Source organism: Sphingobium sp. EP60837 (genome assembly GCF_001658005.1).
GTDB classification, from domain to species: domain Bacteria; phylum Pseudomonadota; class Alphaproteobacteria; order Sphingomonadales; family Sphingomonadaceae; genus Sphingobium; species Sphingobium tyrosinilyticum.
Window position 1 is genome coordinate 2,513,226 of sequence record NZ_CP015986.1, and the last position, 26,503, is coordinate 2,539,728.

Sequence of the window (26,503 nt, forward strand, 5' to 3'; positions counted from 1 at the left end):
TTCAATCCATGTCTGCCCGTCGGAATAGCCTCCTAAGGTCAACCAGCGGTGCGGTAGCGCCGACGGTCGCCCTGTCGCTGTTCGGGCTGATTGCGGCGGGCGGCATCGCTTTTGATTATGCGCGGATGGCGAGCCTCGACAGCGAATTGCAGACTGCTGCGGACCAAGCTGCTTTGGCAGCGGCGACGCAGTTGGATGGGAAGAGCAATGCCCGGACAAGGGCGACTAACGCCGTCAATAATCTTATCCAGAACGATGCCCGATTTGCAAATGACAAGTGTGGTGCGGCAATTAAGGTCGGCGGCACGGTTCCTACGGGCTGTGACAGCAGCGGAGCCCTGACCTTCTATCAAGACAAGGCCAAGACAACTTTGGCTACCACTGATCAGGATGCCAATTTTGTTGAGGTGAAGGTCAATTCGCGCACGGCTTATTTCGCGCTGACTCCGATCGTGAGGACATTTTCGTCGGGAGCCTTGTCGGCGAAGGCCTTTGCCGGGGTTGGATCGGCGATCTGTAAGGTGCCGCCGGTGATGATCTGCAATCCGAGCGAGCCGGACACCAACGCCGATGAGAATTTGGCTTTCAATGTATCGCGAGGCGTAGGCCTGAAGCTCATCACCGGCAATGCTGACGCGGCAGGCAACTTCGGATGGCTGGAGGCGACGTTCAAAAATGGTGCGAACGGCCTAGCCGCCGCATTGGGTTATGACACCATTCAGACCGATTGCCAGGCAATGGATGGCATCACTACCAAGACCGGCATGAGCACTTCGGTGCTGGATTCACTCAATACCCGATTTGACGTCTATGCGAACGGCAGCATCTGCCCGTCGCAATATGGCGGCACATGTTCGCCCTCCACCAATACGCGCAAAGACCTGACCTGTAGTTCCGACAACGGGAGCACCTGCAAAAACGGATTTGATGTTTCGGACAACCCATACCGGCCGACGACCGCTGCGGTGATGACCGGTGGTTATCCTGATATCATGGGTTATCCCCGTGATCTGTGCCATGCCGTTCCGCAAGGATCGCAAACATGTGGTATCGTTGGCAGCGGCACATGGGATCGTGACGCTTATTTCAAGGTAAATTACGGTTGGGACGCGGCCACATGGCCGGGCGCAACCAGCCTTGGGGCAACGCCGAGCCGCTATGATGTGTATAATTGGGAAGTCGCCCATCCCAGCGTCGTGGTTGGAGGGGTTGCCAAGGGGATCGGTGTGGCGCAGCCCGCTGGCAGCAAATATGCCTTCGGTTCTCCAGCCAATGGTGTAGCGGGCATTACGCCCAGTTCTGCGGGTGTGGATCGCCGGCGCATCTCAGTCGCTGTTCTTAACTGTCACGCCCTTAAGCTGCATGGCAAGACTTCGGGTATTGACCCGGTGAAATGGCTTGATGTTTTTCTGGTTGAGCCATCCATCGATCGTAAGATTGGGGGAACCAAATGGACCGAGAAGAAGGAAGTCTATGTCGAAGTGATTGCCGACACAGGGAGCGGCCTAAACGGAGCGAGTAATCCACAGGTGATCGAGCGATCGGTCCCGTACCTGATTGAGTGATGACGATGGCCTCTTCTTTCCTCTTTCGTCCCATCGGTTGTAACCGGGCAGCAGCTGCTGCGGAAATGGCTCTCGTAACACCCCTTCTCATCACTTTGATGTTCGGTGCGTTTGAGCTGGGCAACTATTTCCTTAGCGAGCACGTTGTGGCGAAGGCAGTTCGCGATGGCGCGCGCTATGCTTCGCGGCGGGCTTTCACAGAGTTCACCTGCCCTAACACCGTATCAAGCGACGTAGTGGACAAGACTCGCAATATCACCCGCACCGGGCAGATCGCAAATGGAGGGACAGCACGGTTAACCAGCTGGACTACAGCGACGACAGTTTCGGTGACACTCAGTTGCACCGCAATTTCTGGAGGAAATTACTCTGGGATATATAATGGCATGTCGAACGTCCCTCGGATCAAGGTTTCCGCCACCGTTCCTTATACGTCCCTGTTCAATAATCTTGGCTTCACCAGCACTTCGTTGTCGCTGATTTCGTCATCCGAAGCGACGGTGCAGGGGATATGATCCGGCGGCTTGCCCTCCTTGCTCAAGACCAGCGCGCTTCTTCGGCGGCGGAATTCGCGATCGTATTGCCGTTGCTCATCATATTTTTATTCGGCATCATCGATGTTGGCCGTCTGATGTGGACTTGGAATCGCGCGGAAAAGGCGACCCAGATGGGTGTGCGCTATGCCGTCGCTACCGACATGATTCCCAACGGTCTGGCTGCATATAGTTTCGTCGTTAGTGGCTCGCTCTCACAGGGTGATCCAATCCCTGAGGCTTCCTTCGGCGGAGCGTCTTGCAACTTCAATGCGGGCGCTGTCAGTTGTTCATGCAAGACAGGGGCGACCTGTCCGAGTCCTCTGGTCAGTAACAGTGCGACGGCACTGACTGCGTTTAACAACGTCGTTGCCCGTATGAAATTGTTCATGCCTGAGATCACGGCGAGTAAGGTCACCATCGACTATGACTATTCGGGCCTGGGTTATGCAGGAGATCCCAACGGGCCGGACGTTGCTCCGCTGGTCAAGGTATCCCTGAAGCAAATGACCTTTACACCGGTGGCTTTGACACCTTTTAGAACTAGCATCTCTCTCCCCAGCTTCAGCGCCGCCCTCACCATGGAAGACGGCCAGGGCACGGTATCAAATTGAGGAACAAGATCTTGGGCATCGTGACGAACACAGCGGAAGCCGCCGAGAGCTGGACCCTCGATGTTGGGGATGAGGGTATTCACCTGATCCTGTCGGAGCAGGAGGTTGCGGCTTCCGATATATTGGGGGATCGGCTGAGCGGGCAGTCGCTGACGCTTTCGATGTTGGCGCCCAGTGCTTCTCTGCCGTCGCAGCTGGTGAGCGAGGCCAAGGCGATCATATTGGAGGTGATGCCGGACGACGAAGCTTCCATGCGGCGGCTGGCGGCGTTGCGGGCGGCTCATCCGGCTCTGCTGGTAGTGGCGGCGGTGCGCAATGCGGAGATTCCGCTGGTGCGCGCGCTGTTGCGGAGCGGGATCAATGATGTGTTGCCGCTGCCTTTGCAGGCGAGCGAACTGACGGCCATCCTGGACCATTTGCGGGCGGAGATCACGGCTAAGGGCGGGCAGAACGTCAAGACGGGGCAGCTGGTCTCCATCATCAAGAGTGTTGGCGGCGTGGGGGCTACCACGATCGCGACCCAGGCGGCGAGCCTGCATGCCCGGTCGGTCCGTCAGGCGGGCGAGCGGGTTTGCCTGTTCGACTTCGATATTCAGTTCGGCAATGCGGGCACCTTCCTGAGCATAACGTCTCCGCTGACGCTGGCGGACCTGTTGCAGGGCGGCAATCGGGTGGATCGGGAGCTGCTGGGATCGGTTACGCTCGAAACGCCGACGGGGCTTCACGTCGTGACCGCGCCGACGGAGATCATGCCGCTGGAGGCGGTGAACGCCGAGCAGGTGTTCCGCGTGGTCGAACTGGCGCAGCGCAATTTCGATACCATCTATCTCGACCTGCCGGGCAATTGGACGAACTGGTCCATGTCGCTGGTGGCGCGGTCGGAAGTCATCTTCCTGGTGTGCGAACTGACCATCGCCAGCCTGCGTCAGGCGCGGAGGCAGATTGCGCTGCTGCGCGACCAGGGCATCGATCCGGCGCGGATCCATGTGATCGCGAACCGGGTGGAGAAGAAGCTGTTCCGCGCGATCGGGCTGGCAGATGCGGCAGCGGCGCTGGATCATCCGGTGAACCTCAGCATTGCAAACGACTTCCCGCTGGTGAGCTCGGCGCTGGACCAGGGGGTGCTGATCCAGGAACTCAAGGCACGCAGCCGCATCTGCAAGGACATGGCCGACATAGTCGATTGCGCCATGCAGGCGGTCGAGGCGCGGCGCCAGGCGGAGAAGGGCTGATGTGGCAGATCCGGAAAGGCGATAGCCGGTTTGGCGATACTCGGGATGAGGTGGGGCCGACCGATACCGAGCTGGTCCACTGGGAAGAGGACCGGCATACCGAACTGAAGGTCGCTCTGCACCAGAAGCTGATCGACCTGATCAACCTGTCCGCGCTGGAAAATATGTCGCGCGCGCAGGTGGAAGCGGAAGTGGGCGAGATCGTCCATGAACAGCTGGCGCTGCAGAAGCATGCGCTGAACTTGGAAGAGCGCAAGCGGCTGGTTTCGGACATATTGGACGAGCTGCTGGGGCTGGGGCCGCTAGAGCCGCTGCTGAAGGACCAGAGCGTCACTGACATTTTGGTGAACGGCCACAAGATCGTCTTCGTCGAGCGCGGCGGACGGCTGGTGGAGACGGCGACGCGGTTCAAGGATGAGAAGCATCTGCTGCGTATCATCCAGAAGATCGTCGCGGCTGTCGGGCGGCGCGTAGACGAGGCTTCACCCTTTGTCGATGCGCGTTTGGCGGACGGTTCGCGCGTCAATGCGGTAGTGCCGCCGCTGGCCGTGGATGGGTCGCTGCTGTCGATCCGTAAATTCGCCAAGGTGCCGATCAGCATGGGGCGGCTGTCCGAGCTGGGCAGCGTGCCCGCGCCGATGGCGCAGGTGCTGGGGGCGGTGGTGGCGGCGCGGCGCAATGTGCTGATTTCCGGCGGGACGGGTTCGGGCAAGACGACGCTGCTCAACGCCATGTCGGCAAGCATCGACGAGGCGGAGCGGATCGTCACGATCGAGGATTCGGCCGAATTGCAATTGCAGCAGCGTCATGTGGTGCGGCTGGAAACGCGGCCCCCGAATATCGAAGGGCGGGGCGAAGTCACCCAGCGCGACCTGGTGAAGAATGCACTGCGTATGCGGCCGGACCGCATCATCGTGGGCGAAGTGCGCGCCGGTGAAGCGTTCGACATGCTGCAGGCGATGAACACCGGCCATGATGGATCGATGACCACGGTCCACGCCAATACGCCGCGCGATGCTCTTTCGCGTGTCGAGCAGATGATCGGCATGAGCGGCATCGACATTTCGCCGCGATCGGCGCGGGCGCAGATTGCTTCGGCGCTGAACGTGATCGTGCAGGTCGGGCGCCTATCGGACGGCCGCCGCCGCCTGATGAGCATTTCCGAGATTACCGGCATGGAAGGTGAGGTCATCACCATGCAGGAAATCTTCCGGTTCAAGATGACCGGGCGTGAGGAGAATGGGATGGTGCGCGGCCATTTCGAGGCGACGGGCATCCGGCCCAAATTCATGAGCGAACTGTCCGATCGGGGCATCAATCTGCCCGCGGACCTCTTCCGGCCTGATGCGGTGGTGCAATGATCAATCCGATCTACATCCGCGCCTTCGTTCTGGTCCTGCTGTTCGCGGCGGTGATCCTGACGATTGAGGGCGTCCACAGCTGGTTCCGGGCACGCGCGGGTACGGAGCGCGTCGTCAACAAGCGGCTGAAGATGATCGCGGCGGGGTTCGAGCGCAGCACGGTCCTTTCAAAGCTTCGCCGTGATGACGAGACGCTGAACTTCAATCATGACAGCGTCTTCGGCCGCATGGGGCTGAGCGTCATCCGGGCGCTGCATGGCGCGGGCCTGAGCGTGCCTGCGCGCACGGTGCTGACGCTGATGACGATCGCGACGGGGCTGCTGTTCCTGATCGTGATTATCGGCGCGCTGCTGTCAGGATATGGCATGACGGCGGGGATGATCATGATGGCGGCGGCCTTTGCCGCGTCGCTGGGCGTGCTGCTGCCGATCATGGTGCTGAGCCGGTTGAGCCAGCGCCGGCGCAAGAAGATGGAAGAGCAGTTTCCCGTGGCGCTGGACACTTTCGTCCGAGGCCTGCGCGCGGGGCATCCGATTGCGGCGGCATTGGACCTGCTGACCAAGGAGATGCGGGACCCGATCGGCAGCGAGTTCGGCATCGTCGTCGATGAAGTCACCTATGGTTCCGACCTGCGCGACGCCTTGCAGCGCATGGCCGAGCGGTGGGACATGAACGAGATGCATATGTTCGTGACGTCCCTGTCCGTGCAGGCGGAGACGGGCGGCAACTTGGCCGAGATATTGGAAAATCTGTCGCTGGTGATCCGCGAGCGGGCGAGCCTGTTCCTGAAGGTGCGGGCGCTGAGTTCCGAAGGGCGGATGACCGCGGTCATGCTGACCGCGCTGCCGATCCTGGCCTTCGTCGCGTTGTTCCTGCTCAATCCGGCCTTTTACCTGGATATCGCGCAGGACCCCATGTTCATCTTCGGATTTTCCGGGCTCATCATCCTCTACATCATCGGCTTCGTCACGATACGCCGCATGGTTGACCTGAAAGTGTGACCTGATGCTGGACCTCGCCCTTATCTCGCAGCTTCGGCCGATATTGCTGATCCTGCTGTTCGTCGCGATCGTGGCGATCGTCTATGGCGTTTCGGAAGCGGTAGCGCGCACCTCGAGGGTGCGCAGCCGCCTCGATGTGGTCAGCGAAGCGGGGAGCGTGGTGCAGGGCGGTGGGCAAAGCCTGCGCAACGAGCGGAACAACAGCGAATGGAAAAAGCTGGTCGAGCGGATCGAGAGGCTGGGCATTTCCCTGGCGGATACGCAGAATGACAGCCTGCGCAAGCGGCTGATCGCGGCGGGCTACCCTTCGCCCGAAGCGCCCAAGGTGTTCACATTCATCCGGCTGGTGCTGACGTTGGTGCTGCCTGCGATATTGGTGCTGATGTCGCTGAACAAGCCGGAGCCGCCGAGCCCGGTGAAGCTCTACTTGATGGCGACTGCTATCGCTGTGCTGGGGCTGTATCTGCCTAACCTGTTCATTTCGGCCAAGGCGGCGCGGCGGCAAGAGGCGATCGTTCACGGCTTTCCCGACGCGCTGGACCTGATGCTGGTGTGCGTTGAGGCGGGGCTTGGGCTGGAAGCGGCGATGGATCGGGTGGGGCGCGAACTTGCCATATCGCATCCACTGGTGTCGCAGGCGCTGGGCAAGGTGGTTCTGGAACTGCGCGCGGGGCGCAGCCGGGCCGATGCGCTGCGGCGTATGGCGGACGATGTGGATGTGGACGAAATCCGCTCCTTCGCGACGCTGCTGATCCAGTCGGACCAGCTGGGGTCGAGCGTGGGGCAAACGCTGCGCGTCTATGCGGCGGAAATGCGCGAGAAGCGGCGGATGCGGGCCGAAGAAAAGGCGCACAGGTTGCCGGTGCTGCTGTCGGTTCCGCTGGTCGCCTGCATGCTGCCGGTGATGATCGGGGTGCTGATGCTGCCTGCGGTGGTGCGGGTAGTGCGTGATATTCTGCCGGCGATGGCGCGGTAGAGGACATAAAGGGGACGGGGCATGAAGAGACGGGCAATGGCGGTCGCGCTCATCTTCGCGAGCGCGGCATGCAGTTCAGCGAACCGGGACGTCGCGATCCGATCCGTCAACAGCGAGGCCGTAGGCACGGCCGGGCAGGACTCTCTGGCGCGCGGCGACGTGCTGTTTTCGCGCGGGGAGCATGCGCTGGCGCTGGACGCCTACCGGCGAGCCATGCGGCAGAACCCGGCCGATCCGCACGCGCTAAACGGCGTAGCGATCAGCTATGCGGCGATAGGGCGGCATGACCTAGCGCGCGAATATTTCGAATTGGCTCTGGCGCGCGCGCCGCAGGATGAGCGCATTCATCGGAACTTCGCGCGCAGCCTGATGGCGCAGGGTTTGCAGGCCGAAGCGAACGCGCTGCTGGCGCAGATCGGGCAGGGGGCCGTGCCGGGGACGGCGCGCCGCCCGACGCTGGCGCAACTGGCGGCGAGCGGGGGAGGGACGCCCGCCGGATTGCCTGCGCGAACCGCTGGGCTGGATCTGGAACGGGTTTCGATGGGTGAAGTGCGGTTGCGTACGCTGGCGGTCAGCGGCGCGCGGCCGACGCTGCCTGGCCGCAGGACGTCGCAGTTGAACACGGCGATCGTGACTGTCGCCAACGCGAGCAAATCAGCGCCTGCCATTTCGCTGACGCGCGAGTTGAAAGCGCCGATCGTCCAGCTTTCCGCCACGTCCGATGCGACGCTGGACAAGCCGGTCGCGTCGCTGGGATGTAACGTGTCTCCGGTTGGGGCTAACGCCAAGGCGTCACCAGCTTGCGCGACGATGGCGGGCGCGGTCGAGCATGATGGTCTGTTCGAACAGTTGTGGAAGTGGAGCGGAGGCCGGGGATGAGCGTCCTCCTGCTTCTGGCGGCTGCGACGGCTTTACCTGCACCGCTGCCGCCGAGCGCGACGACAGCTCCCGCGTTGGATTATGGCCGCCTGATCGATGATGCGATCGATGGTGGGCGGATCATCCAGGCTGAAAGCATGCTCGGCCAATGGCGGGCCAATGCGCGAGCGCAGGAGGGCGCGGCGGTCGATATCGCGGTCGCGCGTATGACGCTTGCCAAGGGACAGAATGGAGAGGCCGAAACGCGCTTTGCCGCGATCAGCCAGGCCGGATCGAAGGACTGCCGCGTCGATGAGGGGCTGGGCATCGCGCGTCTGCGGCTTGGCCGCGCTGAACAGGCGACAGACGCGCTGCGCCGCGCCGTCGATCATTGCGCCGGGCGCTGGCGGGCATGGAATGCGCTGGGCGTCGCCTATGATGCTGAAAAGGCGTGGGCACTTAGCGCGGCGGCCTATGAAAAGGCATTTCAACTGACCGACAAGCCGGTGCAGATACTCAATAATTATGGCCTTTCGCTGATGGCGCAGGGGCAGGCGGAGAGAGCCGTGGCCATATATGGCAAGGCTTTGGAGCTGGCGCCCGATGACGCGCGCATCATCGCCAATAGCGACGCCGCGCAGATCATGGCTGGACGCGACATAGAGCGCCGCCCGGCCGACGACGCCAATAGCTGGGCGAAGCGGCTGGGCGAGGCAGGGAAGGTGGCGCTGCGCATGGGCGACGCGGGCAAAGCGCGGGCATATTTGAGCCGCGCAGTGACAGAGTCGGAAAGCTTTCAGCCAGAAGCTGCCGCCACGCTTGCAACGATGGGAGCCAAGCCGTGACGAAGGACCTGATATTGCTGGCGGTTTGCCTGGTTCTGATGGCAGCGGCGATCGAGGATATCGCGAAGCTGCGGATTTCGAACATATTGCCGCTGCTCGTCATGGGCCTGTTCGTGCCTTGGGTGGTGGTGGCCGGTTGGCAAAATGACATCTGGCAGAACGGAACGCTTTTCCTGGTGGTTTTTGCCCTGGGGTCGGCGCTGTTCGCGATGGGCTGGATGGGCGGGGGAGACGTCAAGCTGATGGCGGCTTGCGCGCTCTGGTTCGATTGGTCGGCGGCACTGCCCTGGTTTGTCTATGTGACGGTGGGCGGCGGCGTGCTGGCGCTGCTGCTGATGGCCGGGCGGCGCATGGTTCCGCGTACGGTGCGGGACGGTTCCTCGCTGGCGATCTTCGCGGCGAACGGCCCCATTCCCTATGGCGTGGCGATCGCGCTGGGGACCATCATGACGCTCTATATGGCTGGACCCAATCCGAGCGGCGTTGCGCATCTGCCGTCCTTCGTGAAGGGGTTGTAACGGAATAGGAAGCGGCCAATCGTCCTTCTTTTGGCGAAAGGCGATTGGCGACCCCCATGGTTTCACGACCCCAGGCGCGTCCGCAGCGTTACGCCGATTGTTCTTGGCTCGCTCGGCGTTCCCACGATGAGGCCGCTATTGCCTGCCTGCACGGTAAGATTCTGCATATAATCCCGGTCGAACAGGTTTCGGGCGAACAGCGCCAGCTCCCATTGTCCGGCGCGGTAACCCACGCTGCCGTTGACCAGCGTATAGCCTTTGATCACCGTATAGGCGGAGCCGGTTGCCTCACCCCGGACCCGTGTGCGGGTAACGGCGTCGGCGCGGAGGAACAGTTCTCCGCCTTTCAAAGGCGCGCGATATTCTCCGCCTGCCGATCCGGTCCATTTGGGTAGGCCGGGGAGAGCGTTGCCGGTGAGATCGCATCGCGCCGTGCTGCTTCCCGTCCGCTCGATGGGGCAAGGCCCGTTGGGATAGCTGGCATATTCGCCGTCCGCATAAGCGCCCGACGCCCTCAGCGTCAGGTGGGACCCTAATGCAGCCGATGCGTCGAATTCGATGCCCTTCACCCTGACCTTGGGGATATTGGCAAGATAGCTGCGCGGCGCGACGGTGGCCGAATTATCGACGATATTGGCCTGAAAATCCTTCACATCCACATGATAGCCATTGATGTTGAAGACCAGCGCGCCTTCCAGCAGCCGCGTCTTGAGCCCGGCTTCCCAGGTAGAATTGGTTTCCGGGCGCACGACGGCGGTGGCCAGCACGGCCTGATTGGCGCTGTTGACCGGCAGGCCGGACATGTTGATGCCGCCCGACTTTTGCCCCTTGGCGAAGCTGGCATAGGCCATGATCTGATTGGTCAGGTCGTAGGCGATGTTGATCCGTCCCGACGCGCTGCCGTCGCCGTCATGCGCGCTGTAGCTTTGCGCGTGCAGGATCGATTGCTGGTCGTTGTAGAGCGTCGAAACGGGCACCGTCGCCTGCCCGCCGAAGGTACGCACGTCATAGATGCCGTCTTTCTCCTCATAGGTGTAGCGCAGGCCGCCTGTGATCGAGAGCCGCGCTGCCGGATGCCAGCTCACCTCGCCGAAGACGCCGAAGCTTTCGCTGCGGAAGTCGGTATGGCCGTCGGTCTGATAGCCGTTCAGCAGGGCCGATGTGCGGGTGGGGCTGGCGGGGAGCAGCCAATAGGTCGCCAGCGGGCCATAGATGCTGATCGGGCGGCCCGTAATCTTCTGGTGGAAATAGTAGAGGCCGGCGACATAGTCGATCGGTCCGGGGCTGGTGGAGCCGATCCGTAGTTCCTAGCTGAACTGCTCCTGCCGGGACGGGATATGCTGCGTGGTCTGGATGTGCAGTCCGGTATAGTCGCGATCGTTGGCCGCGTCCCAGTCCCAGAAGCGCCAGGCGCTGATCGACGTCAATATGGTCCCGCCGAGCTTCCAGTCGGCGGTAGCCGAAACGCCGCCTTCATCCGTATCGACGCCAAGCGGCGCGTCATTGTCGGTTACGCGATCATAGGGATTGAGGCTGGGCGGGGCATAGGGGGCACCCGGGGCATTGGCGGCCAAAGTCACATAGCGTTGCGCGGCAGGCTTGAGCGTTGGCGCCACCCGCACGAAAAGCTGGGCGCAGCAATTGTTGCTGAAGTTCGCCCAATCTCCGATGACCCGCAGGGTGAAATCCGGCGATGGCTGGAACAGCAGTTGCCCGCGGATCGCATCATTGTGAATATTATTCTGCCGCTCGTCGCGCCGGACGTTGCGGATATAACCGTCCTGCCGCGTCACCAGACCCGACAGGCGGAAGGCGAGCACGCCATCCTCGATGGGGCCGGTCACCGCAGCCTTGGCCTGCAGGAAGTTTCGGCTGCCGTAGGAGATTTCCGCTTCTCCGCCGAAGTCGAAGCTGGGCTTCTTCGTGATGATGCTGATCGCGCCTGCCGTAGTGTTCTTGCCGAACAATGTGCCTTGCGGTCCGCGCAGCAGCTCTACTCGTTCGATATCGGCGAAGTCGAACGCCGCGGTTGCGGGGCGGGCATGATAGACGCCATCGACATAGAAGCCCACGCCCCCTTCCAACCCGTCATTGGCCTGGCTGACGGCGACGACGCTCGATCCCAGGCCGCGTGTCGTGAAGGCGGTGTTGCGCGGATTGGCGGAGGAATAGTTGAGCGCGGGCGCCAATTGGCTGAGCTGGTTGATGTTGACTGTGTAGGTTCGTTCGAGGTCCTTGCCGCTGACGATGCTGAGCGATGCGGGAACGCGCTGTGCATCCTCTTCACGTAGGCGGGCGGTGACGATGATCGGCCCTTGAGGTGCGCTTTCCGCTTTGGGCGTCTGCGCCAACACTGGCTTCGGAGAAATGCCCGCCAATAATGCCGCTATTACGGCACAAGATGTCTTGTTCATGTCTGCCCCCTTCTTCGTTGGGGCAGCCGGTACAAGCTACTCGCGTGATTGGCTATATTCAATTGTATATAGGTTTGACTGGCGAGGATGGAGTGGAAAGACGCTGAAAATAGTGGATTTCAGTCGTTCTCCCTCTTCCATCATCGGAAGAAGATTGAGAAACGCCGCGCATCGTCGCGATCAGCTATACAGCCGTCCCATGCCGGAACGGCGCGCCCTCGTCAGGCGCGCGCCAGCAGACCTTCGAGCAAGCCTTCGAACAGGCGGCGGCCGTCGGTCTTACCGTGGGCGGGTTCGATCACGCGTTCGGGGTGGGGCATCATGCCCAGCACATTGCCCGCCTCGTTGAGGATGCCTGCGATGTTGCGGGCCGAGCCGTTGACACTTTCGCCATAGCGCAGCGCCACGCGGCCTTCGCCTTCGAGGCGGTCGAGCGTTTCGGGGTCGGCGAAATAATTGCCGTCATGATGGGCAACCGGGAAAATCACCGACTCGCCAGCGTCGTAGCGGCTGGTGAAGGCGCTCTGCGCATTTTCCACCGTCAGGGAAACGTCGCGGCAGACGAAATGGCCGCCGGCATTGCGCAGCAGCGCGCCGGGCAGCAGGCCGCTTTCGGTCAGCACCTGGAAGCCGTTGCAGATGCCCAGTACATAGGCGCCGCGATCGGCCGCCTTTGCGACGGCCTGCATGACAGGAGAGCGGGCTGCCATCGCGCCGGATCGCAGATAGTCGCCATAGGAAAAGCCGCCCGGAACGCCGATCAGGTCGATGTCATCCGGCAGTTCGGTGTCGCGGTGCCAGATCATGGCCGGCTTCGAACCGCTCACCGCCTCGAACGCCGTGGCGAGGTCGCGGTCGCAATTGCTGCCGGGGAAGACGATGACAGCGCTCTTCATGGCTCAGGCCACCTTTTCGATGCGGTAGTTTTCGATCACCGTGTTGGCGAGCAGCTTGCGGCACATGGCGTCGATATCTTCGTCGCTGGTGCCGTCCGCCAGGTCCAGCTCGATGAGCTTGCCCGCGCGCACGTCGTTCACGCCCGAAAAGCCCAGGCCGTCGAGTGCGTGGTGGATCGCCTTGCCCTGCGGGTCGAGAACCCCGCCCTTGAGGGTGACGAAGATGCGGGCTTTCATGAGGCCAAAAACTCCGTGGATTGCTATGGCGCACCCCCTAGTCGCCTGCGCCGCGCCAAGCAAGGCATTATCCCTTTATTAGCCACTGTAAGGCTATAGCTCATGCACGGCATGAGGGGTTTTCAGGATGGCTGGTCTTGCGCTGGCGATGTTTGTCGGGCTTTTCGCCTTCGGGCAGCAGATCGTCGGCTATGACGATCCGCATGGCCGCGTCCAGTTGGCGCTGCTGGCGACCTTCACCTTCGGCGTACTGATCGGATACCGGGCCAACAGCTGAGCGGGCGATAAAGTCGTTCGCTTGAGCCGCCTTCTATTCTAGGGCGGCGGCATGAGTGGCGAATATCTCTATTATACATGCGCGATCCTGGCGGTGATCCTTTCGGGGCTCGCCAAGGGTGGTTTCGCAGGCGTGGGCGCGCTGGCGATGCCGATCATGGCGTTGGGCATCGATCCTGTCCGGGCTGCGGCGATCATGCTGCCCATATTGATATTGCAGGATGCGGTCAGCGTCTGGTCGTTCCGGCATAGTTGGGACGCGCATATCTTGAAGGTGATGCTGCCCGGCATGGCGGCGGGCGTGGGGCTCGGCTATCTCTTTGCCGCGCAGGTGCCTGAGACGGCTGTGCTGGGCGCACTGGGCTTTATTTCCACGCTGTTCGGTGCGCAGAGGCTTTGGGTGGAGCGGGGCGGGGCGATCGTCCTGCCGTCCACATCGCCCAACTGGATCGGGACGCTGCTCGGCGTGGCGAGCGGCTTTACCAGCCAGATCGCCCATGCGGGTGCGCCGCCCTTTCAGATGTGGGTTCTGCCCAAGCGGCTGGCGCGCGATGTGCTGATCGGAACCAGCGCCATCGCCTTTGCCGTCATGAACTGGATCAAGGTGCCCGCTTATGCCGCGTTGGGGCAGTTCACCCGCGCCAATCTGATGGCGACAGCGATGCTGGCGCCGATCGCGATCGCGGCGACCTTTGCCGGGGTGGTGCTGGTGCGGCGGGTTGATCCGGCGCGTTTCTACACGCTGATCTACGTGCTGATGGTGCTGCTGGGGATCAAGCTGATGGTGGACGCAGCGATGGGGTAATTCCCCTCCACCGCCTATGGCGGTCCCCCTCCCCATCACGGATGGGGAGGATTTGGGAGGTGCCGATCAGTCCTTGCTGCGCTTCTTGCGGTGAGTGTCGAGGTCCAGCACGGTCGTATCTGCGCCCTCGGGCATGAGGCCGAGGCGGCGCGCGACTTCCTGATAGGCTTCGACTTCGCCGCCCAGATCGCGGCGGAAGCGGTCCTTGTCGAGCTTTTCGCCGGTGTTCATGTCCCACAGGCGGCAGCCGTCCGGGCTGATCTCGTCGGCCAGGATGACACGGCTATAGTCGCCATCCCACAGGCGGCCGAACTCCAGCTTGAAGTCCACCAGGCGGATGCCGATGGCCGCGAAGAGGCCGCACATGAAGTCGTTGATGCGGATCGCCATGTCGGCGATGTCGTGCATCTCTTCCTGCGTGGCCCAGCCGAAGCAGGCGATATGCTCTTCGGACACGAGCGGATCGCCCAGCGCATCGTCCTTGTAGCAATATTCGATGAGGGTGCGGGGCAGCTGCGTGCCTTCCTCGATCCCCAGCTTCTTGCTGAGCGAGCCGGCGGCGACGTTGCGCACGACGACTTCGATGGGGACGATTTCCACCTGGCGCACCAACTGCTCGCGCATGTTGAGGCGGCGGATGAAGTGGGTGGGCACGCCGATCTGGCCAAGCAGGGTGAAGATATGCTCGGAAATGCGGTTGTTGAGCACGCCCTTGCCGGAGATCGTGCCCTTCTTCTGCGCGTTGAAGGCGGTGGCGTCATCCTTGAAATATTGAATGATCGTGCCGGGCTCCGGGCCTTCGTAAAGGATCTTTGCCTTGCCTTCGTAAATCTGGCGGCGACGAGCCATGCGCGTTCCTGTCTTCCAAGAAAGAATGTGCCCCGGCAAACGCGAATCGAAAAAGGATCAGCGGGTGCCGGGGCTGCTAGGGCTCGGCCCATAGACCAAAGCAGGCGGGGGTGCAATTAGGGTGCTGAATTCGCGCGCTACAGGACGTCGCCGAACATGAACCAGACCAGCGCGATCCAAGCCGCAAGACCGACAACGCCCAAGATAACGCCGGAGCGCGCCCGGATCGCATGCGCCAAGCCGCCGCCTTCGGTCCATTCGTCTCCGTCATCCGTCATTGGTTCAGTGTAGCCAACCAGGACAGGGAGGAAAGCGCTATTCGGCCGCCTCTATCTGGGGCTTTTTCTCTTCAACCTCGCGCTGGACCGCCATCAGGCGTTCGGTGAAGCATTGCCGCCACCAGCTTATGTCCTGCTCCTCAACGCATTTCATCATCGACTGCCAGCGGCGCTTCCGTTCCTCCAGGGGCATCGCGAGCGCGCGAGTGATGGAATCGGACACCTCCTCGGGACTATAGGGGTTGATGAGCAGCGCGTCCTTGAGCTGGGTGGCCGCTCCTGCGAAGCGCGAGAGGATGAGGACGCCGGGGTCCTCCGGGTCCTGCGCCGCGACATATTCCTTGGCAACGAGGTTCATGCCGTCGCGCAGCGGGGTGACGAGCCCAATCTGGGCAGCGCGATATATGCCCGCCAGCTTGTCGCGGGGATAGCCTTGGTTGACGTAGCGCACGGGGCTCCAGTCCACATCGCTATATTCGCCGTTTATGCGGCCCGCGAGCGCGTCCAGCGTGGCGCGGATATGCTGGTAGCTTTCCACTTCGCCCCGGGACGGGGGCGCTATCTGGGTCAGCACGACATTACGATGATGTTCGGGGTGGTCCTTCAGGAAGCGGGCATAGCCGTTGAAGCGTTCCTCCAGCCCCTTGCTGTAATCCAGCCGATCAACGCCCACGATCAGGGCACGGTGCTGCAGCGAACGGCGGACCTGTTCGAACATGGAGCTGGCCGCGTCGCTGACGGCGGCCCTGGAGAATTCCTGGGCATTGATGCCGATCGGGCAGGCAATCGCCTGGATCGTGCGGCCATTGAGCGTGACGAAGTCGCCGTTGACCGTTCCGCCCATTTCCCGTTCGATATAATGGCGGAAGGATTCCAGCCATTCTTCGGTGTGGAGACCCACAACATCATAAGCGAAGAGCGTCTGCACCAGCTTGGTATGATGCGGCAGCGACACGAGCAGGCGCGTCGGCGGCCAGGGGATGTGCAGGAAAAAGCCCATCCGGTTGTTAAGGCCCTTGTCCCTTAACATCTGGCCGAGCGGGATCATGTGATAATCATGAACCCATATGATGTCCTCTGGTTCGATCAGGGGGCTCGCCGTGTCGGCGAAGCGCTGATTGACGCGATTATAGCCGCCTTCGAAATCGCGGGCATATTCCGCCAGATCGATCCGGAAGTGGAAGAGCGGCCACAGCGTCTTGTTGGCGTAGCCGTTATAATATTCATCGACGTCCTGCTCTTCCAGATCGATCGTTGCAGTCTTGACGCCTTCGTCTTCCGAAAAACCGATATGGCCGGTGAAATTTTCCGTGATCTCACCCGACCAGCCGACCCAGATGCCCCGGCTTTCCCGCAGCGCCTGGGCGAGAGCTACGGCAAGACCGCCCTGATTACCGGACTTGTTGGGCCTGCTTACCCGGTTGGAAATGACAATCAGGCGGCTCATCGCATCACGCTCCAGGGTTTGCTCAGCAGAACGGCGCAATTGATGATGCCGACCAATGAGTAGGTTTGGGGATAGTTCCCCCATAATTCTCCGGTCACTGGATCGATATCCTCGGACAGCAGCCCGGCGGCAGTGCGGCGCGACAGCATCTCTTCGAACAGCAGCCGCGCCTCTTCCGTGCGGCCAGTTCGGTGCAGGGCTTCGATCAGCCAGAAGGTGCAAACATTGAAGGCGGTGACCGGCTCGCCGAAATCGTCGGGCGTGCTATAGCGGAGCATATTGTTGCCCCGGCGCAGATCCTGCTCCAGCGCCTTGAGCGTGCCGACGAACATGGGATTGTCGGCGGTCAGGAAACGCAGGTCGAGTAGTTGCAGCAGTGAGGCGTCGCGGGCGTCATCTTCGAAATTGGCCGAGATGGCGTTGCTGTGGGTGCGCCAGGCCGACTGAAGAATACGCGCCTTCATGATTTCTGCCCGTTCGCGCCAATGCACTTCCCGCTCGGGCAGGGCCAACGCGGAGGCGGCGTGGGCCAGGCGGTCGCAGGCGGCCCAGCACATCACCGCGCTATAGCTGTGCACGTGGGCGCGCGTGCGCAGTTCCCACAGGCCAGCGTCTGGCTGGTCATAGACGGCCCAGGCGCGTTCGCCGACAGCCTCCAGCGCTTCGAAATCGGACATGCCGGCCATGCGGAGCAGGCGTTGGTCGATGAAGCCCTGAACCGAGGACAGGACGATCTGGCCGTAAGCGTCATGCTGGATTTGCGAATAAGCGGCGTTGCCGACGCGGACCGGGCCCATGCCGCGATAGCCGGGCAGATTTTCCGCCTCCCGCTCCTCCAATGTCGCGTTGCCGCGCACATCGTAGAGCGGTTGGATATGGCCGCCCTTGGCCCCATCGACGATGTTGCGCAGATAGACGAGGTAGCTTTCCAAGACGTCCAGCGCACCAAGGCGGTTGAGCGCTTCGACCGTGTAATAGGCGTCGCGTATCCAGCAGTAGCGATAATCCCAGTTACGCCCTGAATCTGCATGTTCGGGGATGCTGGTCGTCAGTGCGGCGACGATCGCGCCGGTTTCCTCATGCTGACAGAGCTTAAGCGTGATGGCGGAGCGAATGACGGCTTCTTGCCACTCCGCAGGAATGGCGAGCCCGCGCACCCAGACCTGCCATTCATGAATGGTGTCGTCCAGCATCCGTTCGACGGCGGGCCGCAGGGCGTCGGAAAAGCTCTCATCCGGCCCCAGGAAGAAATGCATGTCATGTTCCAGACGGAACCAGCTTTCCTGGCTGATGAGGCCGATAGGCGCATTGGTGGACATGCGCATCGCCATGTAGGACAGGACGAGGCGGATATGGTTCGAGCCATAGCTGATCGGCACATTTTCCGAATGCCACGACGTCGTCGGGCGGAGCCGGACACGGATTCGCGGGCTGCCCGCAACGGGACGGACGATGCGGCAAAAGGCGACCGGGCGGTACATGCGTCCCAAATGCCGGTGACGGGGGCAAAAGTCGTAAAGCTCGATCGCGTTGCCGTGATCGTCGGTCTGCCGTGTCACGAGGATCGGCGTGTTGCGGATATAATGCTGCTCTATGCTGACGCAGTTTTCCAGCTCGATCGCCCAGAAACCATGTGCGTCCGGGCCATCCCATGCCTTGTCATCCAGTAGGGCGGAAAAGACGGGATCGCCGTCCACGCGGGGCACGCAGGCCCATATCATCCGGCCGGCGCGGTCGATCAGCGCGGATGCCTGGCAGTTGCCGATAGGCCAAAGATCGAGATTGCGCTCGTTCCCGGCGTAGCTTGTTTGACTGTGCCTGACTATCGGTCTGCCCCCTTGGTTCATTCAAACGAAGGGGGCGCAGGCCGTCGTTCAGCCCGGCCTGGCGACCCCCTCCAGGAGATAATGCCTGACGGCGGCAACCTGTTCCAAAGAGAATGCGGCCAGCGTCGCCCTGGGCGGGCCGACCAGAATGCCAGCGCCGCCCAATGCGGCGGCGGCGGCGAAGCCTTCCTCATCCGTGACGTCGTCGCCGATGAAGACCGGCCGCCCGCCTGCCATGGGTGCGCGGGCCATCAAAACATGCACCGCGCTGCCCTTGTCCGCGCCGCCGGGGCGTAACTCAAAGAGCATCTTGCCCGGTTGAAGGGCGAGGCCCAGCTTGTCCGCAAGGTCGCTCGCCAGTTCGCCCGCCTGTGCACCCCATTGGGGAGCGCCGCGGAAATGGAGACCCACGCTGATCGACTTGCGTTCGACGAGCAGGCCGGGCTTGCCGTCTGCGAAGGCGTGAAAGGCGGCTTCCGCATCGTCCACGGCGGGGCGGCGGGGGGGCGCTTCGACGCCTTCGCCCGGATGAGCGAATTCCAGGCCGTGGGTGCCAGCCAACAGGAAGTTCGCGAAACCCAGGTCGCGCAGGGTTGCGATCGATCGGCCGCTGACGATCGCCAGCCGCCCGCCCAAGGCGTCGCGCAGTTCGCCGAGCAGGGTGAGCAAGTCTGTATCCACCACAACGCCGTCCGGCGTGTCGGCGATCGGCGCCAAGGTGCCGTCGAAGTCGAGGAATAGGGAAGCCCCCGTCAGCAGCGAAGCAGGCGGAGGGGGCAGGTGGGGCAGGGGAGCGAGGCGGGATTCGGACACGCGCGCAAAGTGGCGCGGTTCGCCGAATGTGCAAGCCCTGGAAAATAGCCTGGACGATTTTTTCCGCCCTCACCCATCCCCGTAAACTCCGTTTCCGTTTTTCGGCGGCGCTGCTATTCCGATCGCGATGACCGATTTTCGCGACCCGTTCGACGCTATCAAGGATCACCCGTTCGACGATGCGCTGTCTCAGCGCTATCTCGTCTATGCCCTTTCCACCATCACCGCGCGATCGCTCCCCGACCTGCGGGATGGGTTGAAGCCGGTGCACCGGCGGCTGCTATGGGCGATGCGGCTTCTGCGGATGGAGCCGGGGGGCGCATCACCTGATGTGCTGGTCGCCAATCCGGCGCGCAACACCACCAGCTACAAGAAGTGCGCGCGCGTCGTCGGCGACGTCATCGGTAAATATCACCCGCATGGCGACACATCAGTATATGACGCGATGGTGCGCCTGGCGCAGGATTTTTCGCTGCGCACGCCGCTGGTCGATGGGCAGGGCAATTTCGGCAATATCGATGGCGATAACGCTGCGGCCATGCGCTATACCGAGGCGAGGCTGACGCAGGCTGCTGCCGACCTGATGGCGGGGCTGGACGAGGGCACCGTCGATTTCCGCCCGACCTATAATGGCGAGGACGAGGAGCCGGAGGTTTTCCCCGGCCTCTTCCCCAATCTGCTGGCCAATGGCGCGAGCGGCATTGCAGTCGGCATGGCGACCAGCATCCCGCCGCATAATGTAGCCGAATTGATTGATGCGGCGGGTCTGCTGATCGACAATCCGGAAGCAGAGCATGCCGAGCTGATGCAGATCGTGCGCGGACCGGACTTTCCCACGGGCGGCGTGCTGGTGGACAGCGCTTCCATCATTTCAGAGGCTTATGCGACGGGGCGCGGATCTTTTCGCACCCGCGCACGCTGGCACAAGGAAGATGGCGGGCGGGGCACCTGGGTCGCGGTGGTCACGCAAATCCCGTTCCAGGTCCAGAAGTCGAAGCTGATCGAACAGATCGCGGTGCTCATCAATGACAAGAAGTTGCCGATCCTAGCCGATGTGCGGGACGAGAGCGACGCGGAGATCCGCATCGTTATCGAGCCGCGCGCGAGGACGGTCGATCCTGATGTGTTGATGGACAGTCTTTTCCGGCTGACGGACCTGGAAAACCGCTTTCCGCTGAACCTCAACGTGCTGGACGCTGCGCGGACGCCGCGCGTGCTGGGGCTGAAACCGGTGCTGGTCGAGTGGCTGAAGCATCAGATCGATGTGCTGGTGCGGCGCGCACGGCACCGGCTGGACAAGATCGCGGCGCGAATGGAGCTGCTGGACGGCTATATCATCGCCTATCTCAACCTCGACCGGGTGATCGAGATCATCCGCACGGAGGATGAGCCCAAGGCGCTGATGATGGAGGAGTTTCAGCTCAACGACCGGCAGGCCGAAGCCATCCTGAACATGCGGCTGCGATCCTTGCGCAAGCTGGAGGAGATGGAGTTGCGGCGCGAGCATGGCGAGCTGCTGAAAGAGCGCGACGAACTGACCAAGCTGGTCGAAAGTCCAACGCGGCAGCGCACGCGCCTGAAGAAAGACCTGGCCGAGCTGCGCAAGCGCTATTCGCCTGAAAGCGAGATCGGCAGGCGGCGCACGCTGGTCGAGGAGGCTGCGCCCGCGCGCGAAATTCCGCTGGAGGCGATGATTGAGCGTGAACCCATCACGGTGATTCTGTCGGAACGCGGCTGGATCCGCGCGATGAGCGGACACCGCGACCTGGCAGCGGCCGACACGCTGAAGTTCAAGGAAGGCGATGGGCCGAAGATCGCTTTCCATGCGCAGACGACGGACAAGCTGCTGCTTGCCACGTCGAGTGGCCGCATCTTCACGCTCGGCGCGGACAGGCTACCGGGCGGACGGGGTTTTGGCGATCCGGTTCGGTCGCTGGTCGATATGGATGACCAAGGCGATATCGTAACCTTGTTCCCGGCCAAGACTGGCGGCGAACTGCTGCTGGCGGCGTCGGACGGGCGGGGCTTCGTCGCGGCGGTGGCCGATGTGATCGCCGAAACGCGCAAGGGCAAGCAGGTGGTGAATGTGCGGCCGGGCGCTCGCCTGACGGTGGTGCACAAGATTGCGACGGAGGCAGACAGCGTCGCCGTGGTGGGCGAAAACCGCAAGTTGCTGGTCTTCCCGCTTGTCGAGATGCCGCGCATGGCGCGCGGCCAGGGCATCCAGATGCAACGCTATCGTGATGGCGGACTGTCGGATGCCGTGGCGTTCCGCATGAGCGATGGTCTAAGCTGGGCGATGGGCGGCGACCGCGGACGAACGCGAACCGAGGCGGACATGTCGCCTTGGCGCGTGGCTCGTGGGGCAGCCGGGCGGATGCCGCCGGTCGGCTTCCCGCGAGACAATCGTTTTTGAACGATCGCGTAACAATCCGCATATCCGGTTGAAAACAGGGACGTCGTTTCCTGAAAATTTACCACTGGTGCCTAGTGCGGGGGTATGAAGTCCGCTCCCGTGCGTATTCGGCCAGGTCAAAAGCCGAAAGAAGACCTCCTCGCGAGGTTCACACGCACGCATCTGCGCTGCCTGGCGGAGATGGAACATTGGCTGGAGGCCATGCCTCAAGCTGCGGCAATGTTATGCTATAAAGACAGCAACTTGTCTCTCGTTGCTGTGAACCAGCCTTTCTATAAAACCTTCCTTGCGGCCTTCGATCCGGAGGATGAGCCGCCCTATTATGATGATTGGCGCAAGCGGATCATCGACATGGCGCTGTCGGGAAACAACTCTTCCCTTTTTGAGTTGCGCCGCGACGGACCGCTGGGGCCTGAATATTTCTGCTGCACAGCGGGGTTGCTGCCATCCATGGACGATGGAGCGAACCTGATCCTTTTCACGGCGCTCGATCGAACCAGCGACCGGGTAACTGAAAAGAATCTGCGGCGTGAATTGTTGTCTGACGGGTTGACTGCCTTGCCCAATCGGACGGGTTTTGGCGAAGAGATTGATGACCGGCTGCAGAATGCGCCTTGGCCGGAAAATGCGCAGTTTGGGATTATTGCCATCGATCTCAGCCGGTTCAGCCGCGTCAACGAATCGCTCGGTCCTTTGGCGGGCGACGAACTGCTCATCACCGTCGCCAAGCGTTTGAAGTCGAATTTGCGTCAGGGCGATGTGCTGGCACGCATCGGCGGAAATGATTTTGCGATTTTTGCTAGACTGAACAATGGACTATCTGACTGTCTTCATATTGTTCAGAGGGTCAGGGATTCGCTGAGTTCGCCCATTCGGTTGAGCGATCTGCAAATCCGCGTGGATTGTGCGGTCGGCTGCGCCCTATCAACGAGCCTTGGGGACGATCCCGACGATGTCGTGCGCAAGGCGCAGGCCGCGGTGAAGATCGCCAAGCGCAGTGGCAAGGTTGAAATCTATCGCAACGGCGTCCTTAAGGAGGCGCAGCGGCGCTTTTCCATCGAAAGCCGGCTGCGAACGGCGCTGTCCCAAGGCGAATTGACGCTCGCTTATCAGCCGCTGATTCATCTGCAGACCGGCGAGATTACTGGTTTTGAAGCGCTAGCCCGCTGGAATGATCCGGACCTTGGGCATGTATCGCCGGTGGAGTTCATCGCCGTGGCCGAGGAAAGTGGGCTCATCACGCCGCTCGGCCGCTGGGCTGCTTATGAGGCGGCGCAGGCGCTCAGCCGCTGGGATGGGAAATTCGCCCAGCCTGTTCCCGTGGGCGTCAACGTCAACCTGTCGCCCATTCAGATGGCACGGGATGATGTGGCTTCGATGTTTGAGGAAGCGCTGCGCTATTCGGGCATTTCGGGTAACCGGCTGACCGCCGAATTGACCGAGAGCGCCATCATCGTCGATCCGGACAAGGCGCGGAAACTGCTGGTTGCGCTCAAGGATTTGCAGATGCCGATCGCGATGGACGATTTCGGCACCGGCTATTCCAACCTAGCGAGCCTGCACAGCCTGCCGATCGATATATTGAAGATCGACCGCAGCTTCGTATCGGGCATGCTGGAGGACAAGGACAAGCAGGCGATCGTGCGCACGATCCTGTCGCTGGCGGACTCGCTGAACCTGCACGTTACGGCCGAAGGGGTAGAGACGCAGGAGTTGGCCCACGCGCTGCAATCCATGGGCTGCGGCAATGGCCAGGGCTTCTATTTCGCGCGGCCGATGCCGGAAAATGACGCGTTCGACTATTGGCGGGCGCGTTGGAATTTCGAAACGGTCTGATCTGCGATCTGGCTAACCCGATCCGCATCGGGAAAGCCTTCCTCCACCCACAGACGCTGCACTTCGCCTAAGGCTTTGGCCACATCCGGTCCCGGGGGCAACCCGCGAGCGATCAGCGCGCCCCCGCCTATCGGAAGCTGCGGAGGGGCCCAGCCCTGCAGTGGTTGGATATGTTCCAGTGGAGCAGCCGGGTCGAGCAGGATGCGGTCGATTGCGCTTTCCACACCTATGTCGAAAGCCAACGCCTGAGGCGAACTGGTGGCACCGCTGGTGTCGAGCGCCAGGACCAGGCGTTTGCGGGCCTTGTTCGACAATTTGAGCCGCGCACCGACGAGATCGGCGGTGCGAGGGTCTGGCGGCAGCAAGGCGGCAAGGCGGCGGAGGGGCGCAGATTGCACCCCGGCGGCGGCTTCGCGGGCGATCAATTGCTCGACACGGGAGAGGCCCTCTGCATCGATCTCGGGCACCACGGGGACAAGTATCCCGCCGTCGATCATCAGGCGAAGGGACATGATCGGCGAGGGCAGGGCGAGCAGCTTGAGCAATTCGTCGGCAATGCGCTCGCGCGACAGGGCCATCAGGCTGTTGGCGGCGGCACGGCAAGCGGCGAGGGCTTCGTCATCTGGCAAGTCCCGGCCGAAGCGCGCGAGAAAACGGAAATAGCGCAAGATACGCAGATGATCTTCGGCGATGCGCGCGGCGGCGCTGCCGATGAAGCGCACGTGGCCTGCTTCCAGGTCCGCTACGCCCCCGAAAAAATCCGTCACCTCATGGCTTATCGGGTCGGCATAGAGGGCGTTGATCGTGAAGTCGCGACGGGCGGCATCCTCGCGCCAATCCGCGGTATAGGCAATCGTGGCGCGGCGGCCGTCCGTGCTGACATCGCGGCGCAGGGTGGTGATTTCTACAGGCCATCCGGCAATGACGGCGGTAATGGTTCCGTGGTCGATGCCAGTCGGAACTGCCTTGATACCGCCGGCCTTCAAGCGGTCGACAACAGCCTGAGGCTCCAGCACTGTAGCGATGTCGAGATCACTGACGGGCAGGCCAAGCAGTCCGTCGCGCACCGCGCCGCCAACATAGCGGGCACAACCTTTTTCCGCCTCCAGCGCGGCGAGCAGGCCGTCCAGCCCCGGCCGGTGACGCCAGTCGGCATCAGGCAATAAGGCGGTCATAGCTGAGTCTCCGGGAAAGGTTGGCGAGGATCGCGGCGGTGATGCCCCAAATCCGGCGGCCGTTCCACATTATCTCATAATAGTGCCGTTCAAGACCCTGAAATTCAACGGCATGCTTGACGCGATTGGCCGGGTCCAGCGCATAGGAAAGCGGTACTTCGAACCAGTCCGCGACCTCGTCTGCCTGGGCGGTAAGCGGCAGGTCGGGCGGAATGACGCCGAGCACCGGCACCACGTCGAAGCCAGTGAAGGTGTGGTAGCGGTCGGACGTGCCGATGATATCGACCAGGTGCGGGGGCAGGCCGATTTCCTCCTGCGCTTCCCGCAACGCCCCGGCGATCTCGTCAGCGTCGCTGTCATCGACGCGGCCGCCCGGGAAGGCGATCTGTCCTGCATGCTTCCGTAAGGAAGCTGCGCGTTCGGTGAGGATGAGCCCTGGTTCCGGCCGGTCGGTGATTGCGACGAGCACCGCTGCGGGAGCGAGAACGATCTCCCCATCTATGCGTGGATCGCGTGTGTCCGACAGCATCAGGCCGACTTCGCGGCCATGACCTTCCGTCAACGCGATGCGCAGCCTGTCCGCCAGTGTCATGCCGATCCATCCAGCGCGAAAAACGCGCCGTTGCTCCACAGGCCGATCGGGTCGCTGCCTTCATCAAGGGCGAGGTTCATCAGCTCATAATAGACGCTACGGTTGACGAGCGCATCAAGCCCGCCCCGAACATGCAGATAGGGATGCGGACCATCGGGCGTTTCGCGGATCGAAAGCGGATGATCCGGGTCCGCCGATACTAGGTCGCCGCTGTTGAGACGGAATGCGAGCGCGCGGTCACGCCCCTTGCCCTCGCTTTTCAGTTCGACGGCGATGAAGGGGGCGTCCTCCACTTCGATCGAAAGCTTTTCTACCGGTGTTACAAGCACATATGAACCGTCATTCTCACGCCGCAAGATCGTAGAGAAGAGGCGCACCATGGCTTCGCGGCCGATCGGCGAGCCTTGATGATACCAAGTGCCGTCGCGGGCGATGCGCATCTCGCTGTCGCCGCAATGATCGGGGTTCCACTGCTCGACCGGTGGCAGCCGCTTTTCCGCCACCAGGCGAGCGACGTCGGTCAGAGATAGGCTGGAAAGATCAGGCGGCGGATCCATAGGCATGGCGTCGAGATAGGGTCGCCAGCGGCCGATGGCAAAAGGGAATTTAGGCGGGCGCAGTGATTCGGGGGCTGAGTATCCCTTCGCCGCCAATGGCGCGGCCATCGACTGACAATGCCAGGAGGCGGCGAGCCTCGAACGGGCCAGGACAGGTCCAGCCTGCGGTGGCTTCCGCCGAAAAGCCCCAAAAGCGGCCATAATATTCGGGATCGCCGATCATCATCAGCGGCTCGCTGCCAAGAGCGCGGGCCGTGGTGACGACAGTGTCCATCAGCGCGCGGCCATGGCCGGTGCCCTGCATGGCGGGGGACACTGCGACGGGACCAACCATGATGAGGGGCGTCTGCGACCCGTCCAAATGGGTGATAGCGACGGGCCAGCTCTGCAGCGAGCCGACAAGCTCGCCATGTTCATCGACTATGCCAAAGGATAGTTCGGGCAGCCATGGCATGCCGTCCCGTATCAGATAAGCGGTTCGGCCGTGGCGGTCAGGGCCGAAAGCGGCGTCGAGCAGCCGTTCGATCGCCTCTTCCGCCACGATGTTGAGGGGCACGATATGAGACACGTCTTGCCGATCCGC

Annotated in this window: 27 protein-coding genes; 14 read left to right on the plus strand and 13 right to left on the minus strand. The window is 62.2% G+C overall.

What is annotated here, in order from left to right:
* Positions 1-8: 8 nt before the first annotated feature.
* Genes EP837_RS12210 through EP837_RS12255 form a run of 10 tightly spaced genes read left to right on the plus strand, consistent with a single transcriptional unit; the run spans position 9 to position 9,503 of the window.
* Positions 9-1,565, plus strand: a complete 1,557-nt coding sequence (locus EP837_RS12210; RefSeq protein WP_066527941.1) for a pilus assembly protein TadG-related protein — start codon at positions 9-11, stop codon at positions 1,563-1,565.
* Positions 1,565-2,080, plus strand: a complete 516-nt coding sequence (locus EP837_RS12215; RefSeq protein WP_225870551.1) for a TadE/TadG family type IV pilus assembly protein — start codon at positions 1,565-1,567, stop codon at positions 2,078-2,080. Before EP837_RS12210 ends, EP837_RS12215 begins: the two co-directional genes overlap by 1 nt.
* Positions 2,077-2,712, plus strand: coding sequence for a TadE/TadG family type IV pilus assembly protein (locus EP837_RS12220; RefSeq protein ID WP_066527942.1), 636 nt, complete (start codon positions 2,077-2,079; stop codon positions 2,710-2,712). Before EP837_RS12215 ends, EP837_RS12220 begins: the two co-directional genes overlap by 4 nt.
* Positions 2,709-3,944: an AAA family ATPase gene (locus tag EP837_RS12225; protein ID WP_066527943.1), complete on the plus strand. Its 1,236-nt coding sequence runs from the start codon at positions 2,709-2,711 to the stop codon at positions 3,942-3,944. Before EP837_RS12220 ends, EP837_RS12225 begins: the two co-directional genes overlap by 4 nt.
* Positions 3,944-5,305, plus strand: a complete 1,362-nt coding sequence (locus EP837_RS12230; RefSeq protein WP_066529382.1) for a CpaF family protein — start codon at positions 3,944-3,946, stop codon at positions 5,303-5,305. The genes EP837_RS12225 and EP837_RS12230 overlap by 1 nt, the downstream gene beginning before the upstream one ends.
* On the plus strand, positions 5,302-6,306 hold the full coding sequence (locus EP837_RS12235) for a type II secretion system F family protein (protein WP_225870552.1): 1,005 nt from the start codon (positions 5,302-5,304) through the stop codon (positions 6,304-6,306). Before EP837_RS12230 ends, EP837_RS12235 begins: the two co-directional genes overlap by 4 nt.
* Positions 6,307-6,310: 4 nt before the next feature.
* Positions 6,311-7,282, plus strand: a complete 972-nt coding sequence (locus EP837_RS12240; RefSeq protein ID WP_066527944.1) for a type II secretion system F family protein — start codon at positions 6,311-6,313, stop codon at positions 7,280-7,282.
* A 21-nt stretch (positions 7,283-7,303) separates the two neighbouring features.
* A complete protein-coding gene (locus EP837_RS12245; RefSeq protein WP_156518491.1) occupies positions 7,304-8,161 on the plus strand; it encodes a tetratricopeptide repeat protein in 858 nt (285 codons plus the stop codon).
* Positions 8,158-8,985 (plus strand): tetratricopeptide repeat protein, encoded by an 828-nt coding sequence (locus EP837_RS12250; protein WP_066527949.1) that lies wholly within the window; start codon positions 8,158-8,160, stop codon positions 8,983-8,985. The genes EP837_RS12245 and EP837_RS12250 overlap by 4 nt, the downstream gene beginning before the upstream one ends.
* Positions 8,982-9,503 carry an A24 family peptidase gene (locus EP837_RS12255; RefSeq protein WP_066527952.1) on the plus strand — a complete coding sequence of 174 codons (522 nt, stop codon included), beginning with the start codon at positions 8,982-8,984 and terminating at the stop codon, positions 9,501-9,503. Before EP837_RS12250 ends, EP837_RS12255 begins: the two co-directional genes overlap by 4 nt.
* 62 nt (positions 9,504-9,565) lie before the next feature.
* Here the strand turns inward: EP837_RS12255 and EP837_RS21570 are convergent, their stop codons facing one another.
* The 4 genes from EP837_RS21570 to purS form a co-directional block, all read right to left on the minus strand.
* Positions 9,566-10,801 carry a TonB-dependent receptor gene (locus tag EP837_RS21570; RefSeq protein WP_335676088.1) on the minus strand — a complete coding sequence of 412 codons (1,236 nt, stop codon included), beginning with the start codon at positions 10,799-10,801 and terminating at the stop codon, positions 9,566-9,568.
* Between the two features lie 9 nt (positions 10,802-10,810).
* The gene (locus tag EP837_RS21575; RefSeq protein WP_225870553.1) at positions 10,811-11,917 is read right to left on the minus strand and encodes a TonB-dependent receptor; all 1,107 of its coding nucleotides are present in this window, start codon (positions 11,915-11,917) and stop codon (positions 10,811-10,813) included.
* 221 nt (positions 11,918-12,138) lie between these two features.
* Positions 12,139-12,813, minus strand: a complete 675-nt coding sequence (gene purQ / locus EP837_RS12265) for a phosphoribosylformylglycinamidine synthase subunit PurQ (protein WP_066527956.1) — start codon at positions 12,811-12,813, stop codon at positions 12,139-12,141.
* Between the two features lie 3 nt (positions 12,814-12,816).
* Complete coding sequence (gene purS, locus EP837_RS12270; protein WP_022683267.1) at positions 12,817-13,050, minus strand: phosphoribosylformylglycinamidine synthase subunit PurS; 234 nt, start codon at positions 13,048-13,050, stop codon at positions 12,817-12,819.
* Positions 13,051-13,177: 127 nt separating this feature from the next.
* Here purS and EP837_RS21345 point away from each other — a divergent pair, with 127 nt between their 5' ends.
* The gene (locus EP837_RS21345; RefSeq protein WP_197486278.1) at positions 13,178-13,327 is read left to right on the plus strand and encodes a hypothetical protein; all 150 of its coding nucleotides are present in this window, start codon (positions 13,178-13,180) and stop codon (positions 13,325-13,327) included.
* Positions 13,328-13,378: 51 nt separating this feature from the next.
* Positions 13,379-14,131 (plus strand): sulfite exporter TauE/SafE family protein, encoded by a 753-nt coding sequence (locus EP837_RS12275; protein WP_066527957.1) that lies wholly within the window; start codon positions 13,379-13,381, stop codon positions 14,129-14,131.
* A 66-nt stretch (positions 14,132-14,197) separates the two neighbouring features.
* On the opposite strand, the gene purC is transcribed toward EP837_RS12275, so the two are convergent.
* The 5 genes from purC to otsB all read right to left on the minus strand — a co-directional run bounded on the left by purC (position 14,198) and on the right by otsB (position 19,344).
* Positions 14,198-14,980, minus strand: a complete 783-nt coding sequence (gene purC, locus EP837_RS12280; RefSeq protein WP_066527959.1) for a phosphoribosylaminoimidazolesuccinocarboxamide synthase — start codon at positions 14,978-14,980, stop codon at positions 14,198-14,200.
* A gap of 137 nt (positions 14,981-15,117) precedes the next feature.
* The gene (locus tag EP837_RS21350) at positions 15,118-15,258 is read right to left on the minus strand and encodes a hypothetical protein (protein ID WP_197486279.1); all 141 of its coding nucleotides are present in this window, start codon (positions 15,256-15,258) and stop codon (positions 15,118-15,120) included.
* A 37-nt stretch (positions 15,259-15,295) separates the two neighbouring features.
* On the minus strand, positions 15,296-16,705 hold the full coding sequence (locus EP837_RS12285) for an alpha,alpha-trehalose-phosphate synthase (UDP-forming) (protein ID WP_066527960.1): 1,410 nt from the start codon (positions 16,703-16,705) through the stop codon (positions 15,296-15,298).
* Complete coding sequence (locus EP837_RS12290) at positions 16,702-18,552, minus strand: glycoside hydrolase family 15 protein (RefSeq protein WP_225870554.1); 1,851 nt, start codon at positions 18,550-18,552, stop codon at positions 16,702-16,704. Before EP837_RS12290 ends, EP837_RS12285 begins: the two co-directional genes overlap by 4 nt.
* Positions 18,553-18,579: 27 nt before the next feature.
* Complete coding sequence (gene otsB / locus EP837_RS12295) at positions 18,580-19,344, minus strand: trehalose-phosphatase (protein WP_066527961.1); 765 nt, start codon at positions 19,342-19,344, stop codon at positions 18,580-18,582.
* 127 nt (positions 19,345-19,471) lie between these two features.
* Between otsB and parC the strand changes: the two genes are divergently transcribed.
* Together parC and EP837_RS12305 are read left to right on the plus strand one after the other, a co-directional pair.
* Positions 19,472-21,760 carry a DNA topoisomerase IV subunit A gene (gene parC, locus EP837_RS12300; RefSeq protein ID WP_066527963.1) on the plus strand — a complete coding sequence of 763 codons (2,289 nt, stop codon included), beginning with the start codon at positions 19,472-19,474 and terminating at the stop codon, positions 21,758-21,760.
* Positions 21,761-21,940: 180 nt separating this feature from the next.
* A complete protein-coding gene (locus EP837_RS12305) occupies positions 21,941-23,596 on the plus strand; it encodes a putative bifunctional diguanylate cyclase/phosphodiesterase (RefSeq protein WP_225870604.1) in 1,656 nt (551 codons plus the stop codon).
* Here EP837_RS12305 and EP837_RS12310 read toward each other — a convergent pair.
* From EP837_RS12310 to EP837_RS12325, 4 genes are read right to left on the minus strand one after another with little or no spacing between them, the layout of a single operon-like run.
* Complete coding sequence (locus EP837_RS12310; RefSeq protein ID WP_066527970.1) at positions 23,560-24,771, minus strand: CCA tRNA nucleotidyltransferase; 1,212 nt, start codon at positions 24,769-24,771, stop codon at positions 23,560-23,562. The two genes, EP837_RS12305 and EP837_RS12310, sit on opposite strands and share 37 nt — an antisense overlap.
* Positions 24,752-25,363 carry a CoA pyrophosphatase gene (locus EP837_RS12315; RefSeq protein WP_066527972.1) on the minus strand — a complete coding sequence of 204 codons (612 nt, stop codon included), beginning with the start codon at positions 25,361-25,363 and terminating at the stop codon, positions 24,752-24,754. The genes EP837_RS12310 and EP837_RS12315 overlap by 20 nt, the downstream gene beginning before the upstream one ends.
* Positions 25,360-25,926: a DUF1285 domain-containing protein gene (locus EP837_RS12320; RefSeq protein WP_066527974.1), complete on the minus strand. Its 567-nt coding sequence runs from the start codon at positions 25,924-25,926 to the stop codon at positions 25,360-25,362. Before EP837_RS12320 ends, EP837_RS12315 begins: the two co-directional genes overlap by 4 nt.
* Before the next feature lie 43 nt (positions 25,927-25,969).
* Positions 25,970-26,488 carry a GNAT family N-acetyltransferase gene (locus EP837_RS12325; RefSeq protein WP_066527977.1) on the minus strand — a complete coding sequence of 173 codons (519 nt, stop codon included), beginning with the start codon at positions 26,486-26,488 and terminating at the stop codon, positions 25,970-25,972.
* Between the last annotated feature and the right edge of the window lie 15 nt (positions 26,489-26,503).